A 19,704-nucleotide genomic window follows, 5' to 3' on the forward strand; every position below is an offset into this window, starting at 1 on the left:
TTTAATTACTTATCATTAATGTATCCTGACGACCTGTTTATCTCACCACTACAAACTTACCCGTAGCTTTCTGGTTGGGGCATGTAATGGTGATGACATAGGTTCCCGGTTGGAGGTCTTCGGAAGACATCCGAATTTCCTGCACACCGGAATTCATCACCCTCATATCCAACGATTTAACTATGCGGCTATTCAGGTCATAAATATCAAGTTTTACAGGGCCGGCGTGGTCAAGGTTGAATTTTACCAAGGCTGAAGAAGAAACCGGATTGGGAAAGACAGAAACCACAGATACGGGATCCCCTTTGCCGGCAGAATGATCATCTATTCCGACAAAAGAAGAGGATGTAAATATGCCTCTGCCAAAAGTTGCTGCATAAATGGCCCCATAATTAGTGATTGGCCATGCGCTTAGTCTTTGCTGCTTCAGCATAAAGACCGGAACGACATCCATGCCATCATTTTCGATAGTCCACTGTGCACTGCCTGGATTTGTACATGTCCATATTCCATATTCGGTGCCAATGATAATACGGTCAGGACCATTCATCTCAAAGATGGAAGTATAAACGGGCATCTCAGGCAGATTACCCTGCATGGAGGAAAAACCGGGAATGGAATCGAGGGCATTGGTCGACATGTAAACATAATCAGTATTGCCATAATTCCCGAGTGTGACAACTATATTATTATCATCATTAGGATCAACAGTAACCGATGTAACCACACGGTTTCCAAAGTCCCTGATAAGGGTTGTTGAAACGATGCATGAGGGGCTGTTTACATCCGCACGATCATAATTATAGGCCAATGCTACGTTGGCAATACGGTAAAGCTTCCCGTTCTGCGTTCCAACATAAACGTAATTGACGTCGCCTGAAGTAGCAATGCACTGCGGAATTCCGTCAAAATTAGATATCTCCCACCATTCCGGTTCTTTTGTAAAATCAAGCACTTCCTTGGTCATCCACACCACATCTTCAACAGCAATAAATAACCTGGCAGAAACAGGGTCCGGTATGCGAACGGTTTGATTTTTCCAGATTGCCACATCAGTCGTATAAATGAATGGGTATTGGGCATTATAACTCCGGGCAATAAGTGTGTCACCGGCTAAATAATCCCGTATAGCAACGAAATCAACCGAATCGCGTGTGTTCTCGTTATTGAAACTTTCCCAAAGAATATAAGGAGTGATAAAAGCATTTGGATTTGCGATGTCATTGATTAAAAAAACAGGTGAGAAATTATACCCTCTGTCATCTGATCTTCTGATGTCAACCTTTTCTCTTCCTAAAATAAAACAATTGGGGAAAATCATGGATATTTCATTATAACCCCCATTGCCTGTGAGTAACTGTTCTGCATTTTTAGGTGTGTTACCCGATCCCAGCATCAGAATGCCATTACCCTGGGTGCCACCTAAGCAATGCCCCGCGTTATCAAAAGATACTGAGTAGAACTGGTTGACATTATAGTTTCTATTCAATGCCACAAATGAATCGAAGCCATCGTTAGTGACATAGATGCCGCCATCACAGGCAACATAACAAATATTGGGATTGGAAGGATCGAAAAGGTATCTGTGGTGGCTGCTGTGAATATAAGTATACCAGCCTTGAAGATCGCTATTTGATTTCTGGTTCCATTGGTAATACCCTGTTGGATTCACCTGAACACCTTCCCACATATCATAACCACCGACGAAAATCCTGTCAGGATCGGTTGGATAGACAATAATTGTATTATTGTAATTGCCAAGGTAAAAATAATTATTGGTACCATCAGCGACAAAGAACGAACCCAGGACATTAAACTGGTTGCTTCCGCCGGGGCCGATCAATTCCCATGTCAGCCCTTTGTCCTCCGATTTATATATACCCTCAAGCTGTCCGAATTCATTCGTATTCGTTGTGCTACTAACATCAATCCTGGCAATCACAGCATAAATGACATCGTTATTGGAAGGGGCGATGGCGAATTCAACGCGGCAAATTTCTTCCATTGGCAATTTGTCAGGATTCACAACTGTATCGGGCGCAGGGCTATACCGTGTAGAGTGGGAGACAAAACCATTCGGGTCGCCACTGGCAGAAATATAGCACCAATTCTGCACAGACGCAACGACCAAGCCATTTGCAGCGACGCTGACATCAGTAGCAAGGGTATCGAGATTTTCACCTGTGGCAGCTTTGGCAAGTGTCCAGCTCTGCCCGCCATCATTGGAATATTTCAAACCTGTGTTGGTAGCAGCATATATTCTGCTGTTTGTTGGATCAACGGCCAGCTCATTAACATAAGCCCAATCGGCAGTATTTCCCACGGAAACATCAGGGATAGTAGATGATATAACGGTAAAACTAACTCCATCTGTAGATTTGAGGATACCATGTCCGATGAAACCAGGCAACTGTGATAATTTATAGGTTCCGCCAGCCAGGAAGATCTCGCCGGTACCAACATATATATCCCCGTTTGGAGCTTGTGCCATGCATGATACGGCTACATCGAAATCTGTAGTCTGTAACTGATGCCATGTTAATCCACCTGTCGTCGACTTCCATATACCTCCGGCCACACCGGCAGCATAAAGTGTTTTATTGGTAGCATCACGATGATCGAGAAGCAATGCACGGGTTCTGCCGGCAAAATTGTCAGGTCCTGCCTCTTCCCATGTCAATCCCAGTCCTCTTTCTGAAGCGGCTATTGATTTCACAACTTCCTGCCTGGCCCTCAGTACATCGGAAGGGTTTACCAGTCCCGTAACTTGGTTAATCCTCAATAGGCTATAATAGCTCTCCGATGATCTGATTCCGTCATTACCATTCTTTTTGGCAGCTGCACCGGTAATACCGTCGTGATGCCTGCCCACTGCAGAGGTTAAAAGTATCACAAACGCTACACCACCGACAATAGACAGAATGTTAAAGAGTAGTTTTTTTCTTTTCATACATGTTTGTATTTATAAATAAGCATCTTAGAAATTTGGCAGATTTACATGAAAAGGCTCACAAGTTACGGCTTTTTTATTTACGTCCAAAAAAGTTGCTTTTAAAAAATTTCAACAAATATATGTTTAAATATAATTCAAACAAAATTAAGCGGTTTTAAGGGCGTTGATCCCTAAAAATCAGTTAACGGTTGGATGAAATCAGATAAAGGCAAATCCTAATGAAGGTAATATTTTGATGAATAACACTAATGCTGTTTTAAGATGATCAGGTTGCAGATTCCACGAGATATTTAAGATAATCCAGTAAAAGAGAAATCTCGTTCGGTTCAATGCCATGATTGATAAGATATTCCCTGTCATCCATAAAGCCCATCAGAAACAGGTCCAATGAATTACCTTTCTGCCTGATACTGGTGATATAATTCTCGACTGCACTTTTTTTATTCCCCAGAGACCATTCCACATGCCCCAGGTTCATGTAATCATATTTGTTAGGCTCCTGGCTGATGATCTCGAGATAATATTTTCTGGCCATATCCAGCTTTCCGGTGATAAAATTAATCCAGGCTATAGGCCGCCTGGCTTTCACACTGGATGATGTAAGATACTCCACTTTGTAAAAGCAGGCCAGCGCTTGCTCGTAATTTTTAATATCAAGGTGGCACTGCCCGATGATGGTTTGAACATTCAGATTATCGGGTTCCATTTCAAGAACCTGCTCATAATATTTTATGGCATCTTCATACTTCTTCAGATGCCTGTAACACAAACCGATTTTTTTCAATAACCATGCCCTGGGCGTATCGAATAACTCAGCCCGGTGAAAATATTCCAATGCCAATTCATATTGCTCAAGTCGCTGGTAACAATACCCTATTTTTTCATAGATCTCATAACTGTTATCGCCCTTGAGATTCAACGATTTATATATCCCGACAGCATGTTCAAAGTGATCCTTTTCAAAATAAAATTCAGCGATATTTCGCAGGATGACAGGATCATCAATAAGCCGGGTGAAGAACCACGTTGAATGGATATCGAGCGGCATCCCAAAGATGTCTGTAAATTCAGACCTGAGGGGATGGAGTTTAAAAAACCGGTACAAATCCTGGATATACTGTGTGAAAATGAATTTATCAACAGATAGTTGATTCAGTAAAGTTTCCTCCTCAGTTACATCGGTCATTTGCTTTAACTCGGCATTGAAAAAATCCATTAGCAGAGTCTTTTGATTGGGAGGCAGATAACGCATGTTCAGACAGAAGGAGTATTTATCAGAATTGCACAGGTACGGCATTTTGGATATGCCATCCATAAACATGAAAGGATCAATATTTTCCTTTTCACTATTAAAGATATCGAGGATGACCTGGTTTTCTTTATGAAATGGCAGGAACCAGTTATGTATGACGCGAAAGAAGTCAAAATGCTTGAGCATGGCGAAAGCGCCCCAGAACACATCGGAACCTTCCATCTGCATATGGGTGAACTCCTCCATTTTTTCGTACAGATCAGGGGTGTCTTTGAAAAAGTCTTCCCATTCAGGATTTTTATCTTCCTGGAAATCTTTTGACAACAAGCTATTCAAGTCAAGCTTATCCTCCAGCTTTGGAGCCATTTTCATTACCTCAGGAATGATCTCCTCCTGCAGTTTTTTTGTAATTTTTTCTGTCTCCTTCGACCGCAACAGTTGTATAGCGACCATCTCTACATCCTTTCGGACTCTCTCTTTATATTGCAGTTCATCTATCCTTGACCTCAGATCACTATAAAGATGTATTCGTGAATCATACAGGTACAGGGATAAGACTAATCCAACCAGCGCACGTTGCCACACCTGCTCCTCATGGTCTGCATAATAGTCAATTAAAATGATGATTTTATGCTTATCAAAACACCTTATAAGACTCATTGTCAATGCACTGACAATGATGCATTTTTCATACCAGGGAATATTCTCCGATTTACGAATAGTTTGCAAAAGATTAATATCCGACTCCAGAAACTTATCCGTTAGCCAGATCAGATTAAAAATATTAGAAAGGACTTTATCGCGCTGTGACCAGTCAGAAATATTTTCTTCCTTTGCGACATAGGTGCTGCGAAGGACATCTGCAAGCTCACGTTCGAAAGAAAGACCGGAGAGTGATTCAGCCGCCTGCTCCTTGACCGATTCGAGACGTTTCTCAAATTCATGTTTCATGCGGTAAATCTCTTTACCCGATCTCTGGGTAAAGATCGTATGCTTCACGACATCGGTCAGCTCAAGGATGGATATCAGCATGTGGTCATAAATCTTTGGGCGCTCAGGATCAGGTGTCCCTTCAATAGTATATTTAAGGATATTCCTGTATGTGACATCGATCTCATCATAGCGCATCCTGAGATCTCCACTTTGTGACATAACAATCAGCTGCAAAAGGTTGCCGAGGGCATCCTTGACTTTCTGCTGATTGATGAGGCTGATAATAAGCTGATATTTTTTTTCTACTTCCTCTACATCCATGACATGTATATTTCTACGAATTTCTTTCCATAATTTTTTTCACTTCCGATCTCACGAAAAGATAGTCTTCCCGGCTGATCAAAAAATCTTTTATTTCTGCACCACTCCTCCTGATAAAAACAATCAGAAGATAGGCCATGTTCATAATGTAAGATACGGAAGCTGTAAGGCCGGCTGCTATCAATCCATACCTTGGGATAAAGACCAGTCCCAGTACCAGTGTAAATACAAGCCCTATGGCTGAGCCAATCATATTGTGCTGTGGTTTTCCCGTGCCGGAAAAAAAATGGCTCACCAGCATTGACACTGCCGTAGCCAATATTCCCAATGCGAGGGTTAGCATAATCAACCTAATATTCTCAAAATCCTGTCCGAAAATGGCTCCATACAGTCTTTCGGGTAAGGCCAGCAAACCGGCCAGCACAATTGCTGTAAGCAGGAATGTGAACTTGAGTAACCGTAGGGTGACATTCCTGGCATAGATCATATCATTCACATTTGATATGCGGGCATATTGCACTGTGGCCACACTTTTGCCGATAAGCCATACGCCTTCGGAAATCTGCACACCTGCACCGTATAGTCCCAATGCTGCCCGCCCGCTGAACGCCTCAATGATATAGTAACTTAACCTGTAATTAAAAAATTGAATGATATTGGCAATCTGAAGGAACTTCCCATATTTAAAAAGCTCACCGATAACGTACCTCACTCCCGAAAGGCTTGTAACTGTGACATACTTCCTGATTGCTGCAAGACTCAGCAGAAAGACAAGGACATATCCTGAAAATAGGGCATAAACATAAGCTATCACCTCAACACGATGCCAGACATAGATGAGCAATATTAAAACCAGAGTTGTCACCACCTGCTGGATCACTGTAAGGGTATTATATAAGCTTATCTTCTCCTTTCCGATAAGGATAGTCAGGTTAATCATTGCGAATGACTGAAACAATGACATGACCAAAATGTACCATGTGTATTCTGCAGGGATAAGGTTAAAGATTTGCAGGATGATGGCGCCGAACACCGAGGTGATAAGAGCCCAGATATAAGAGGGGACAAAGAGCTTGTAGAGGTCATGTCTGGGAACGAGATAAACGAGGGCGCCACCACCTATGAAATTGCTGATCATGAGCAGCACGGTAATCCCCAGAACCACCAATGTGATAGTTCCGAGTCCGACCTGGCCAAGATTATTCGTGTTAATCACCAAGATGACCAGCGATAGGACCGCGTTGAACATACGCGATGCAGCGGTGCCTAAAATATTGCGGAACATATAATCAGGTTACAGGTTGCAGGTTACAAGTTAAAGCTTCAAGCTTCAAACTACAGGTTAAAGATTCTTCTTAGTTTCAATGTGATTTTATTCCATAAGTGATACCTATCAAATATAAATCTTTTGCCGTCAAAAATGATATATTCTCCTGAAAGAGAAATGGTGTGTAATCCTTTATGATATTTCATTCTTTTTTCCTTATCCTTTACAAATTCAATGTATTTCACAGTTTCCTCTTCAAAGTGCCAGGGATCAAGTTTAATGATTTTATTGACGGCCACGCGTTCGCCGTATGTCACAGAACAATCCTGAGCAGGCCTGTGCAATTCGCCGGCTATGATAAATGGTGCGCCGGCCGGACGCGCTGAACAAACGTCGGTTTTCAGCGGATTATTGTTATGTGGCTTGTATTCTCCGAAGAGATCATTTGCATAATAAGCAAATAAATGCGTATCCGACAGGTGTTTTCTTGTAAAAAAGAGCCACCATAATTCCTGGTATTGAAATAGTGTCGGATCCACAGCATCTATGCCTTCAAGGATTGTCTTGAAATGCACGAAAAGATCAGTTTCAGAGTCTAACCTGTAAACATTAACCTGCCTGCTGCCGGCCGACTCGGGTATGCAATAGACTTGGCCTCCGCTTTCCAGAATATATGGGTAAGACAGGTGCCATGGCTCTTTTATCGCCGGTCTCCTGGATGAAACAACCCGGGTGACAGGATCAAAGCTGAAACGTGTAATGATTCCTTTGGACAACTTATAGTCATACTCTTCGCACATGATTTCCAACTGACCATTTCTTTCAAAAACAAAAGGATCCGCAAGGTACGTATGTCGCACAGGAATCGGAAGAAAGCCGCCATTCACCAGACCGTCCTGCTCAAAAAGCTGCTGCCGATCCATTCTAACGATGCTGATATTCCATTCCTCCGCTTTAAAAAGATCATCACAATAAAATGTTATCTTGTTGCGGAATCGTTTATAAAAGAATTTAAGCATCGTCCAGTTATGGGGAGTGCGATATATTCTGGCTGCAGAAGAGCTCTCTTCACGGAACAGGCTGTCATAGCCGCAGTAAATGATGTCATTGGCAACCTGCAATGGCCATGGTGCTGTTTCGAAAAACAGACGGTCTATATGAGCAGCATAGGAATGAAAAAGGGTCTTAAAAAAACCTTTCTTCAAGATGATCCCGGCATCCAGCCTGTTGGTAAGACGCTGAAGAACAGCTCCATTAACAGGGTCGTCGAAACAGATTTCCCAGAATCCCGGAGGACCGCCACGATATTTCTGCTCATCGTCATGATGAAAAGACCAAACACCATATTCGGCCGCATCAAGTATATCTCCCCGTATGATATTAAAACCAAATCTCAGGATGAAATCCAGTTCATATTCACGTATGACACTAATATCGGATGGAAAGAAATACTGCGAAAAATTTTCATTAATGGTTTGGCAGCGAATGACGGGAATGTTGCGTAATTCGTCAGCCAAGGACACCATTTTTTTTGCTTCAGGCCGGAAGCAATGATGCATATATTGGCGGTATAACAAATGAGAATAGGGGTAAGTTTGTAGCCTATCGAAAAGAGCGGATTTATCAGGGCTATGATCATCCATGATAAGCAACATTGGCTGATGCCCTCCAGATATCAGATCCCTGATAGCCTGTGCTTGCCAGGCCTGGAATGTATAATCCCGGCACATGATGCCAAACTTCAAATATTTTTTGCCTGAAGATGAAATATTATTCATTTTAACACCACTGGCGGTTAAAAAAATCACCTGCTATATATCGCAGCATCATAGAGCTCATTGAGTAGCTTGCTTACTGCTTTTGTACCATAATTAAGTACTGTGTATTCCCTGATCTTTTCCTTGTCAAATTCGTTATGATGCACAAGCATCCATTCTATTTTTCTGAGGAGGTCATCCTCATCACCGGCCCTGACCAGCAAACCTCTGGTAGTATTAACAACCTCGGGAATCCCTCCCACTGCAGTGGCTACAACCGGTACGCCACAGGCAAATGCCTCGTTGATCACGACTGGCAGGTTCTCATAGTTACTGAACAGAACCATAAAATCCGATGTGCTGATAGCTTCTACGAGATCCTTCCCTTCCAGTAGTCCCGTAAAATGCACCCACTCGGTCAATCCCAAATCCTCTGATCTTTTGATCATCCATTCCCGATCTATCCCTTCCCCGACCAGGTAGCATTCCCAGTCATCCCGTAGCACTGACAACCGTTTTAATACATTTAAAATGCCGGAAATATTCTTCGACCTATCCTCAAAACAAGACACATGAACCATTCTCTTTTTATGCAAGGCCCCAGGTTGCATTCCGCTATTCACCTTAAAAGGCAGGAACTTATCCGTATCCACCACATTGGGCAATATCCTGAAATTTTTATTGTACAAATGGTATCGGAGCATAGCATTTTCAAGGTCCACAGTGGGTGTGGTCACAGCGGAAGCGTACCTGACCACAATTTTCGTCATCAGTTTTCTGAAACATCCCTTGTATGTATTGACTGATGGCAAGTATCGCGACCAGTGCTCGGTAATGATGTAAGGTGTTGATTTACAAATTTTGAGATACAGGGCAAATATACCTAACCGGGTGAGCACATGAACATGAATGACATCCGGTTTCCCGCGCTGTTTCAGGATATGCCGGTAGCCGATCAGATTTGCCTTTATGAACCGGCATGTATTAATGAACTTGCTATAGGTATTACAGTTGGCAGTTGACAGTTGGCAGTTGACATTGCCATTGACCGTTAGCCGACTGCCGATCCCGACATGCGTCGGGACGTCACTTCGTTCCGCTGCCGACTGCCGACCGTTGACTGCCGACTGCCAATCGTCGACTGCCAACTGCCGACTGCCGACTAAATAATACACCCTCACTGTAAAAATACCCTGATCCTCAATCTCTTCAATCTCAAATTTTTTATCCATGCTCTCTGAAGCCTGAACATATAACACCGAAACCTTGCTAAACTGCGCCGCTACCAAAGCATGATTCCGCACAAATAATCCCCATAAAGGATCATACCTATGAGGGTACCAGCGGGGAAGAAAGAGGATGTGGTGCGGAGATTGCGGGGTCACCATGATCAATTAGTCAATTTGAGAATTTGAAAATGAAATAATAAATATTTGGCAAATTTAAAGAAAGTTGTCATTTGCCGGAACAGGTATATGAATGAATCTGAAACTGAATGCACGGACATAAGTTGGTCGTTCATGAAAACTGCGTAATTTTATCCCTTTAATACTATACCACCTCACCTCCTTCACCCCCTCTCCTGGAGAAGAGGGGGACGGGGGATGAGGTAACTAAAAAACCATTCAATGAACACCTGTAAACTCTGCCTGCTGAACGAAAACATCGATGGAGTGATCATTAATGCTGACGGCATTTGCAATTACTGTTCGGGATATAGTCTCTACAAGCCGTATGGGGAGGAACAACTACTGAAGATATTTAAAAAAGCCGGCAGGAAACGCCGTCCGTACGATGCGCTGGTGCCGCTCAGCGGCGGAAAGGACAGCACCTATGTTCTTTACCTGGCGGTGAAAAAATACAAACTCAGGGTGCTGGCCTATACCCTTGACAATGGATTCATGAGTGAACTCGCCCTGAGGAATATTGAAAGTGCCTTAAAATCCTGCGGTGTCGATCATATCTGGTTCAGATATGATAATAACCTGATTTATAAACTCTATCGCACAGCGCTGCTTCATTCGGGTGAAATATGCGGAATTTGCGGGACAGCCATTGAACGCACCATGCTGAAAGTATCGGAAGCCTTTCATACACCTCTTATCCTTCTCGGGCATTCACCTGTGGAGGATAATTCTTTCACCACAGAAGACCTGTATGATCAGACCAGAATTAAGGCCATTATGAAACAAAATCCCGGCATATCGGCATCAGATATGCATCGTTTTCTGATCTATCCAAACCTCAACTTCATTTCAACTTTTATCCTGACAAAGCTGGGACGCTTTGGTAAGAAGATCAATCCACTCTATTTCATTGACATTCCCAGCGACAGGGAGATTTCGGAGATCCTGGTCAGGGAAATGGGATGGAACGATAGCAGTGCCTCGGAATATACACGGCACTTTGACTGCATTGCTGAGCCTTTTACAAATCATATCCGTGAAAAGCGATTCGGCTATTCACGTCGAATATGCCAGCTCAGCAACATGATCCGCCTCGGCGAACTGACACGCGAAAAAGCCGCGGAGATATTAAGCACTGATCAAAAAAATCCTGATCCGCCGTTTCTGGATGTCATCATGCAAAGGATGAACCTGTCGCAGGCAGATATTCAACAAGCCGTGGCAGTTGAAAGGAATGTATTCCAAGATGACGTGTCAGCAGCCAACCGGATTTTTGCCCTTGCGCGAAAAATCCTGAAAAGGCATAAACACTGAGATTGAAATTACAATAAGTGTTGGTTTGTACTTACGGATGATTTGATCACATTACCACAATCTTACCGATGGCCGATGGCTGATGGCCGATGGCCGATATGCGATAGAAATAGATGCCGGATGGAAGGTCTTTTGCATTCCAGGTGACCTGATGGTCGCCTACAGACAGCAATTCATCCAGAATGGTTGCTATAACTTGTCCCAAGTTATTTATTACTTGGAGATTTACTTTTAAAGGCTCTTGTAACTGGATACTGAATGTGGTGTGTCCTGTAAAGGGATTGGGATAAACAGAACAGTAGCTTATGTCCATATTATCTGTTAATCCGACGCCACATGCTTCTTCAACCTCCTCCCGGCTGTTGCAACCGGTTGCATTACCAGTGATAGCAATGGTTCCATTGGGATTAGCCAGGTAATCACATATACTTTGAACTTCACAGGTAGATAAAGAACTGTCAAAACAGATACATAGATTGTCTATCGATCCGGCAAAAATGTTGTCCAGCCCCCCCAGGCTCGTAAGAACCATATTTAAGCGAATATTCAGATCTCCACCGATGGTGGTCAAACCTTCCATCCCCATCAGGCTATTAAGGGCAGTGTTGTATCGAATAGTAAGATGCCCCCCAATGGAACTCAGATTTTCCAGCCCCATCAGGTTGGTCAATGTATAGTTCCCTTCAATATTAAGGTATCCCCCGATGGAATTTAATCCTTCTATACCTGACAGGTCAGACAGTGCGTCGTTGTCGTTGATTTCAAAATCTTCCATGACGGAAGTCAACCCTCCAAGTCCTGACAGGCTTGTCAGGGCTTCATTGCTTCTAATATAAAGGTGTCCTTTTATGGAAGTCAAATGCTCTATATTCGTCAAGCTGGTCAGTGCCTTGTTATATTCAATAGAAAGGTTTCCCCCGAGGGAAGTCAAGGCTTCCAGTCCCGTAAGACAAGTCAGAACATCGTTGTATCCGATATAAAGGTTTCCTCCGATGGAAGTCAAAACCTCCAGTCCTGTCAGGCTGGTCAGTGTATTGTTCTCTTTAATACGAAGGTATCCCCCTATGGAATGTAAACCTTCTAAACCAGTCAGGCTGATAAGGGCATCGTTGCCGATGATATCAAAACCTCCCATGATGGAAGTCAACCCTCCAAGTCCTGACAAGTATCTCAGGGATTCATTGTATTCAATATAAAGGTCTCCTCCAAGGGAAGTCAAACTCTCCAGTCCGGTCAGGCTGGTCAGGTCATCGTTATAAACAATATAAAGATATCCTCCGATGAAAATTAAACCCTCCAGTCCAGTCAGGCTGGTTAGTATATTGTTCCCGTCAATATGGAGGTATCCCCCGACGGAAGTCAAATTCTCCAGTCCTGTCAGGTTAGTAAGTGCGTCGTTGCAAACGATTTCAAAATCATCCGTGATGGAAGTCAACCCGTCAAGTCCTGACAGACTTGTCAGGGCGTTGTTGCGTTCTATAGAAAGCCAGCCACCCATAGAAGTTAAATTCTCCAGTCCTGTCAGGCTGGTGAGAGCGTCATTGAATAAAACAGAGAGGCCTCCCCCAATAGTTGTCAATCCCTTCAGTCCCGTCAGGCTGGTCAGGTTATTGTTTCCTTCAATATAAAAAACTCCTCCGATAGACGTCAAACCTTCTAATCCAATCATACTGGTCAGACTATAGTTTTGAGAAATAAAAATACTTCCCCCGATGGAAGTCACATTGTCCAGTCCCGTCAGACTAATCAGGCCGTTATTAAATTCAATATAAAGGTCTCCCCCGATGGAAGTTACATTATCCAGTCCTGTCAGATTTATCAGGATGTTATTGTAATCAATATAAAGAATTCCCCCAATAGAAGTCAAAACACTTAATCCGCTTAAATTGGTAATATCGTCTCCCGATATACTCACATCCCCCTCAATTTCCGTACAGCCGGGATAATTGGTCTGGAAATTATCAATTTCGGATTGGGTTGTAAATGTGATGCCTTCCGGCAGGCAGGATTGCGGTGACGCCGTTATCTGAATGAATATCAAAATAATAAATACAAGAGATGATCTTTTCATGGCTGGATGACTTGCTTAATAAATCCCCTGATAGCAGTCTATAAAAAAATATTAAATGAATGCTATAAGTGACTTTTCACTTTCATATCCGAAAGGTACGAATATAAACAACGCCAAAGAAAATATTTTTACTAAATATGATGATTGCAGAAAGTTTTACCTTTTGCACAAGGAAAGTTTACACGATCAGCTCACTGTTGGCTTGTAAAAATGCGATGATCTTATCAGGTTTTTTCGTTGATGTAGGTAAATTCAGGATGTGTTTCGATATATCGCAGGCAACAGGAATTTGTGCCTCATCTACCTCCCACTTTTCGAGGCCTGATTCAACCGGATGAAGCGGCGAACAAAACCAGTCGCCGATTTCGATGTTGGCCTCTGCCGATTTCGATAAAAATAAATCCTTGTCCTTGACCAGGAACGGATACCTGAGAAAGCAATGATCCGGATGCAGGCTCTCATCGACATAATATTTCCCATTCTTTCTTAGAAAGTCAGTATAAATCAAAGCATTGGATTTCCGAAGGCTAATCATTTCCTTATTCCGGGAAATGTTTTTTATACCTCTTTTAATCTGAATCGAACTGATGGATTTGAAATAGTTTACCGGCATGTCGATGCCGGTAATCTCCCCTCCTGACGATGAGCCTATTATCAAATTGTTCCTACTCAGCCACCGGTATAGTTTCAACAACTGCCAGTATGTGTAAGGATTTATCAGTGTATCTTTAAAGAACAGCAGGGAACGAAGAATACACTTTTCAACAAAACCCGGTGCGACTAATGTATTATTGATGCAAACCATTTTTGACAGGAGCTCCGGATTATTAATTACAGTAAAGCCACCGATTCCGGTTGAAAACGGCTTGTTCCATTGTGTGGAGTAAAAAGCTGCATCGCAATATATGCCATTAGGCTTATCGTTATATGTTCCACCAAATCCATGTGCACAATCCTCAATAGCGTAAATGCTATTCTCTTTGGCCCATTTTGCGATCTCATCAACCTGCGACGACAGACCAAAAGTATTTTGTACGATGATGACCTTTGTTTTCGGTGTAACAGCATTTTTATACTGTGCCAATCCGGGATTTAAAGTCTTCCTGTCAATGTCAACATAAACAGGCTTTGCACCCAGATATTTTATTGCATTGGCCACCACCACACAGGTAAAGCCGGGTAAAATTATTTCATCCTCTCCGGCAACTTCCATTGCTTTCAGAATTGCATAGAGTGCCACCCTTCCTTTCCAGTAAAGAAAGATATTATCAGAACTTGACTGTAACACCTCCGCGATGGACTGTTTATATAATGCCTCTTTATGCATCGCCATTCATGAATGATGTAAAGTTCTATGCACGCTGAACAAACCGCAAAATGAACCTATGCCGTAAGAAAAATGCAGGATGTAAAAACCCCAGTAAAGATAAATGAATCTTGTACTCTTATCATGCATCTTTAAACAAGCAGAAATTACCACAATGTTGTAGAGTAAGAAAAACACGGCCGAAAACAGCAGGAACCACGTATTTAACAGAAAACCCAAAATAACAGGGATGACCAGTGAAAGGATAAACAGCAAGGGTACAAAATGCCGTAAACTTAATGAACTCACATGCTTTGTTATATATACGGTCACAATATTCCAGCGACCATTATTAAAATTATTTATCGCAAGCCCTTTGAAGTCTTCTCTTGCATAATAAGTAAAGCTTATCTCAGGTATCAAATATATTTTCCCTCCTGATCTTTTTAATCTTTTATTAAATTCAATGTCCTGATTTCTTATCAGATGGTCATTAAATCCACCCATTTTTATCAGGGTTTCTTTTTTATAACAGCCAAATGCCACTGTGTCAACTTCCATAGGTTCTTTAGTCCCAATGCGGAAAAAACTGTCACCAACCCCTAAGGGTGCGGATAATAATTTTTTTATTGCATTCGCTTTGGGAGTTTTATTTATTGTATCTGTTATACAACTAACACCGACATTATCAGCTTGAAGGCTGATCAGGTTACTCACGAGAACCGAGATGTAATTTGACGGGTAGGATGCATGCGACCCTATAAGGATGATTATTTCTCCTTTGGCTTCTTTTGTTCCTATATTCACTGCATAGGAAACGTGCCTATAAGGATTATGTATCAGTTTAAAATTGGATAGATCTTTACATTTTTCTTTTATAATCCATTTGGTATTATCTATACTTCCTCCATCAACAAATAAAACCTCAAGTAAATCACTGGGATAGTCCTGATTAATTATATCGGTTATTACCTGTTCGATGTACTTTTCCTCGTTATAAACAGGCATAATGACTGTTACCGTATATCTCATCAATTAATATCCATTTATTGCCGAACCAATTCAGCCGTAAATTTAGGGAGGGAAATCCGGAAAAACTAACAGAGTCAAAAAAAATACCGGTCCATTATGCGGATATCGATTTTTATGAGCTGTGTACAGGAATCTGATTATTTATGTAAGTTTGCACGAAATCATATACCTGAATGAAAATCGAGTATTACCTGCCTGAGAAGGTTTTCACCAATGATGAACTTGTCACCATCTTTCCGAATCTGGAAGCCTCAAGAGTGGAAGAAAAATTGGGCATCAGGCAGAGGCATATCGCTTCAGCGGATGAAACGGCCCTGGATCTTGCCTTTGAGGCAGCTAAAAAGGTGCTGAATGATTTTGACAAAGAAAAAATTGATTTTATTCTCCTTTGTACCCAAAGCCCTGATTATTTTCTTCCCACCAGTGCCTGCCTGTTACAAAGTAAACTTGGTATAAAGAAAAGCGCAGGAGCTCTTGATTTCAATCTGGGTAGTTCCGGATTCATTTATGGGCTGGCTTTGGCAAAAGGCCTTCTGCAAAGTCAGGTTGCTTCAAATGTACTTCTCGTTAATGCTGAAACATATACTAAACATATACATCCGGATGACCGGGCTAACCGGAGCATTTTTGGAGATGGAGCGGCAGCCACAATCATCGGGAATTCTGACAAGGATATCATAAAAGAATTTGTTTTGGGAACAGATGGTAAAGGATTCAGCAACCTGATTGTCACAAATGGCGCAATGCGTCACCCCTTTGGCGAATCGACCAATGGAACCATCGATGAAAATGGCAACTTTTTTTCACCGGATCATCTTTACATGAATGGCCCGGAAATTTTTAATTTCACCATTGAAAATATACCATTGCTGGTGGAGAATGTTCTGAAAAAAAATGACCTGACTTTAGATCAGATCGATTATTTTATTTTTCATCAGGCCAATAAATATATGCTTGAGTACCTAAGGAAAAAGATTAAAATACCACAGGAAAAATACTACAACGATATTCTCATGACTGGTAACACTGTGGCTACCATTCCTATTGCTTTAAAGGAATCAATCGACAGGGGAATTGTCCATCCCGGGAATAAAATCCTTTTAGCCGGGTTTGGTGTCGGATATTCCTGGGGAGCTACTGTCATCGAGTTATAAAGGACATTATTTTTTAACATTAGCTTTACATGATGACCACAAAGGAGTTTATTAAAAAATTGACAGAAGCGCTGGAGTTTTCCGGTGAGACTATCATTGAGAATACAAATTTACGTTCCATTAAAGGATATGATTCAATGTCGGTAATGACAATCATTGCCTTTGTGGATGAACATTTCTCAAAGAAGCTGACGGCCCGCCAGCTGGCAGCAATCACAACTGTCAGAAGCCTGAAAGAACTCATTGGATTGGAACATTTTACTGATTAAGGACTGAATACCTATGAATGATCCTTTCTCACTGGAAAGAAAAAGAATAGTCATCACCGGCGCATCATCCGGGATTGGAAGGTGGGTGGCTATTGAGTGGTTAAGGAAAGGAACTTCTTTACTGAATGGAGGCTATTCAGCCAAATAAATTATTGAACCGGTTAAGCTCCTGAATAATCAGCTTATGTTTTTCACTTCATTTCATTTCTTCATCTTCTTTCCGGTAGTTGTTCTTATTTATTATTTTATCCCGCACCGATTCCGCTGGATTTGGCTTTTACTCACCAGTTCTGTCTTTTATCTGGCCTTCAGCTGGAAATACCTGCTTCTGTTCTTTGGTGTTATACTTGTCAATTATTTCATCGGAATCAAAATATATACTTCTGACGGGCATTTCAGAAAAAAGCTCTATATCACCGGAATCATCGTCAATATCCTTATCCTTTGCTTCTTTAAGTACTTCAATTATTTAGCTATTGATTTTACCAAAATTGCAGAGTTCCTTCATCTTCATTATCCCGATCAATTCGTGAACATCATCCTGCCTCTTGGATTATCCTATTTAATTTTTACGGCCATTTCATATTTGATCGATATTAAGCGACAGGAGATACATTCTGAAAGACACATAGGTATTCTGGCTTCGTATTTTCTGTTTTTCCCGAAAGTGGCACAGGGTCCTATTGAAAGAGCAGGACACGTATTGCCTCAGTTTCACAAGAAGCATCATTTTGATTATGATGGGTTTACTGCAGGACTGAAACTGATGGCATGGGGATTTTTTAAGAAACTGGTCATGGCCGACAGTCTTGCAGTATTTGTGAATGCCGTGTATTCCAACCCTCAAAACAGCCATGGGCTGGTTTTAATAATCGGCACCGTATGTTTTGCTTTTCAACTCTATGCCGACTTTTCAGGTTATACCGACATAGCTCTCGGAGCGGCACAGGTATTAGGATTTGACCTCATGCAGAACTTTCGCAGACCATATCTTGCCCGATCGGTCAGGGACTTCTGGACCCGCTGGCATATTAGCCTCTCATCATGGTGCAGCGATTATGTTTTTCTGCCTATCGTTGAGCATACCTATGATCTTAAAAGAAAGCTAAAAAAAGTCAAATTTCTTCACAGACTCAGTGCAGAAAAGATAATGTATGTAGCAGCAACTCTTACAACTTTCATCATAATTGGCATTTGGCATGGAGTAGGATGGAATTACCTTATAGTAGGTCTATTATTCGGCTTTTATGTCAGCTTTGACATGCTTACGAAAAACCTCAGCAGGAAGGTAAACATTAAAACTGGTATTACAAAACGTCCTCTTCTTTTTCAAAATATCCAGATCGTAACGACTTTCTTTATGCTCTGTCTCCCATGGATTTTCTTCAGGGCAAATACGATGAATGATGCGGTTATCATGATCCAAAACCTGTTTCAGGGATGGTCATTACAGGAAATAAAAAAATCCTTTGTTTTATTATATCATAACGGGATAAATGAGCGGTTGATTATTATCATGTTTTTGTCAACCCTGTTGCTGATTATAACAGACATTTTATCAGAGAAAAGAGACATTTTACTGAGGATTGCTGAGAAGCCGTTATTTATCCGGTGGGCCATCTATTACCTGCTCATCATAGCAATAATTGCTTTCAGCACGACTGAAAGTAAACAGTTTATATATATGCAGTTCTAATGCAAACACGGTTTAAAGAATTATGTATTAAACTTTTTCTATTTCTGCTTCCTTTTATGATGCTATTCTCCTGGATTGAATATCAGGCAAGAAGGCTTCCAAATAGCTATGAGCAGAAAAAAAGAAGTTTTGAGAGCCAGCGTCAATCAATAAAAATACTGGTTCTTGGATCGTCACATGCCTCCAAGGGAATAAATCCCGCATTTTTCTCCTGTACCGGCTTCAATTTCAGCAACAGCTCACAATCGTTGTATCATGACACACAACTCTGTTTAAAATATATCGATGAACTCCCTCAGCTTAAAGGAGTTATTATTGATATCTCGTACATTTCACTCTATTATGATCTGAAGGATACACCGGAGAAATGGAGAGATTATTTTTACTATCATTATTTCGGCATTAAGCGGCCTTCACTGGATCTGTGCGATCCAAAAGGGGTGACATATACTGCTCTTTATACCAGGGGATTTATCACTGACCTTGTATTGTGCAGGATCGATCCCAAAAAGGAATTTGGTGATATACAGCCGACAGGTTGGGAAAGAGTACCGCACCCTGCTGACAGCAGTGTCATTTCAGATTCTGCAGGATTTCAGCGGGCGACATTTCATAACTCATTGATCATCAAACAGAATTTTATTTTAAATTGCGGTTACCTGGAGGATATGATCCGTCTCCTGCAGAAGAGAAAGATTGCCGTCTGTCTGGTCAGTCTTCCTGTTTATAAAACCTATTCGAAATTTATGGATCCGGATATTGAACGGCAAAACCACCAGTACATTGCAGAGTTATGCCAAAAATATAGCACTGAATACTATGATTTTTCTACGGACGCAAGTTTCACAAAAGAAGATTTCAGCGATAATGACCATTTGAGTATTTCCGGAGCAGAAAAAATCAGCCGGATCCTTGACGGGTTAATTATATCGAAGCTATGTAATCAGTGATTGACTTTTTCGAGTTGATTTGC

At 41.6% G+C, this 19,704-nt stretch carries 14 protein-coding genes; 6 read left to right on the plus strand and 8 right to left on the minus strand.

Going from position 1 to position 19,704, the window contains the following annotated elements:
- Positions 1-37: 37 nt before the first annotated feature.
- The 5 genes from NT175_04835 to NT175_04855 form a co-directional block, all read right to left on the minus strand.
- Positions 38-2,950 carry a T9SS type A sorting domain-containing protein gene (locus NT175_04835; GenBank protein ID MCX6234040.1) on the minus strand — a complete coding sequence of 971 codons (2,913 nt, stop codon included), beginning with the start codon at positions 2,948-2,950 and terminating at the stop codon, positions 38-40.
- A gap of 268 nt (positions 2,951-3,218) precedes the next feature.
- Positions 3,219-5,459 (minus strand): tetratricopeptide repeat protein, encoded by a 2,241-nt coding sequence (locus NT175_04840; GenBank protein ID MCX6234041.1) that lies wholly within the window; start codon positions 5,457-5,459, stop codon positions 3,219-3,221.
- Positions 5,460-5,472: 13 nt separating this feature from the next.
- Entirely contained in the window at positions 5,473-6,708 is a 1,236-nt protein-coding gene (locus tag NT175_04845; protein ID MCX6234042.1) for a polysaccharide biosynthesis C-terminal domain-containing protein, read from the minus strand.
- An 86-nt stretch (positions 6,709-6,794) separates the two neighbouring features.
- Positions 6,795-8,504, minus strand: a complete 1,710-nt coding sequence (locus NT175_04850; protein ID MCX6234043.1) for a hypothetical protein — start codon at positions 8,502-8,504, stop codon at positions 6,795-6,797.
- Positions 8,505-8,530: 26 nt separating this feature from the next.
- Positions 8,531-9,715, minus strand: coding sequence for a glycosyltransferase (locus NT175_04855; protein ID MCX6234044.1), 1,185 nt, complete (start codon positions 9,713-9,715; stop codon positions 8,531-8,533).
- A gap of 396 nt (positions 9,716-10,111) precedes the next feature.
- Here NT175_04855 and NT175_04860 point away from each other — a divergent pair, with 396 nt between their 5' ends.
- Positions 10,112-11,203: a hypothetical protein gene (locus NT175_04860; GenBank protein MCX6234045.1), complete on the plus strand. Its 1,092-nt coding sequence runs from the start codon at positions 10,112-10,114 to the stop codon at positions 11,201-11,203.
- Positions 11,204-11,249: 46 nt separating this feature from the next.
- Here NT175_04860 and NT175_04865 read toward each other — a convergent pair whose 3' ends face one another.
- From NT175_04865 to NT175_04875, 3 genes are all read right to left on the minus strand, one after another.
- Complete coding sequence (locus NT175_04865) at positions 11,250-13,274, minus strand: T9SS type A sorting domain-containing protein (protein MCX6234046.1); 2,025 nt, start codon at positions 13,272-13,274, stop codon at positions 11,250-11,252.
- Between the two features lie 178 nt (positions 13,275-13,452).
- Complete coding sequence (locus NT175_04870; GenBank protein ID MCX6234047.1) at positions 13,453-14,607, minus strand: DegT/DnrJ/EryC1/StrS family aminotransferase; 1,155 nt, start codon at positions 14,605-14,607, stop codon at positions 13,453-13,455.
- A complete protein-coding gene (locus NT175_04875; protein ID MCX6234048.1) occupies positions 14,608-15,612 on the minus strand; it encodes a glycosyltransferase family 2 protein in 1,005 nt (334 codons plus the stop codon).
- 173 nt (positions 15,613-15,785) lie between these two features.
- On the opposite strand from NT175_04875, the gene NT175_04880 reads away from it, so the two are divergent.
- From NT175_04880 to NT175_04900, 5 genes are read left to right on the plus strand one after another with little or no spacing between them, the layout of a single operon-like run.
- Positions 15,786-16,766, plus strand: coding sequence for a ketoacyl-ACP synthase III (locus NT175_04880; GenBank protein MCX6234049.1), 981 nt, complete (start codon positions 15,786-15,788; stop codon positions 16,764-16,766).
- 29 nt (positions 16,767-16,795) lie between these two features.
- Entirely contained in the window at positions 16,796-17,035 is a 240-nt protein-coding gene (locus NT175_04885) for an acyl carrier protein (protein MCX6234050.1), read from the plus strand.
- A gap of 13 nt (positions 17,036-17,048) precedes the next feature.
- Positions 17,049-17,183 (plus strand): hypothetical protein, encoded by a 135-nt coding sequence (locus NT175_04890; GenBank protein MCX6234051.1) that lies wholly within the window; start codon positions 17,049-17,051, stop codon positions 17,181-17,183.
- Positions 17,184-17,219: 36 nt separating this feature from the next.
- Positions 17,220-18,731, plus strand: a complete 1,512-nt coding sequence (locus tag NT175_04895) for an MBOAT family protein (GenBank protein ID MCX6234052.1) — start codon at positions 17,220-17,222, stop codon at positions 18,729-18,731.
- Complete coding sequence (locus NT175_04900) at positions 18,731-19,681, plus strand: hypothetical protein (protein ID MCX6234053.1); 951 nt, start codon at positions 18,731-18,733, stop codon at positions 19,679-19,681. Before NT175_04895 ends, NT175_04900 begins: the two co-directional genes overlap by 1 nt.
- The last annotated feature ends 23 nt before the right edge of the window (positions 19,682-19,704 follow it).

Source organism: Bacteroidota bacterium (assembly GCA_026391695.1).
Taxonomy (GTDB): Bacteria; Bacteroidota; Bacteroidia; order Bacteroidales; family JAGONC01; genus JAPLDP01.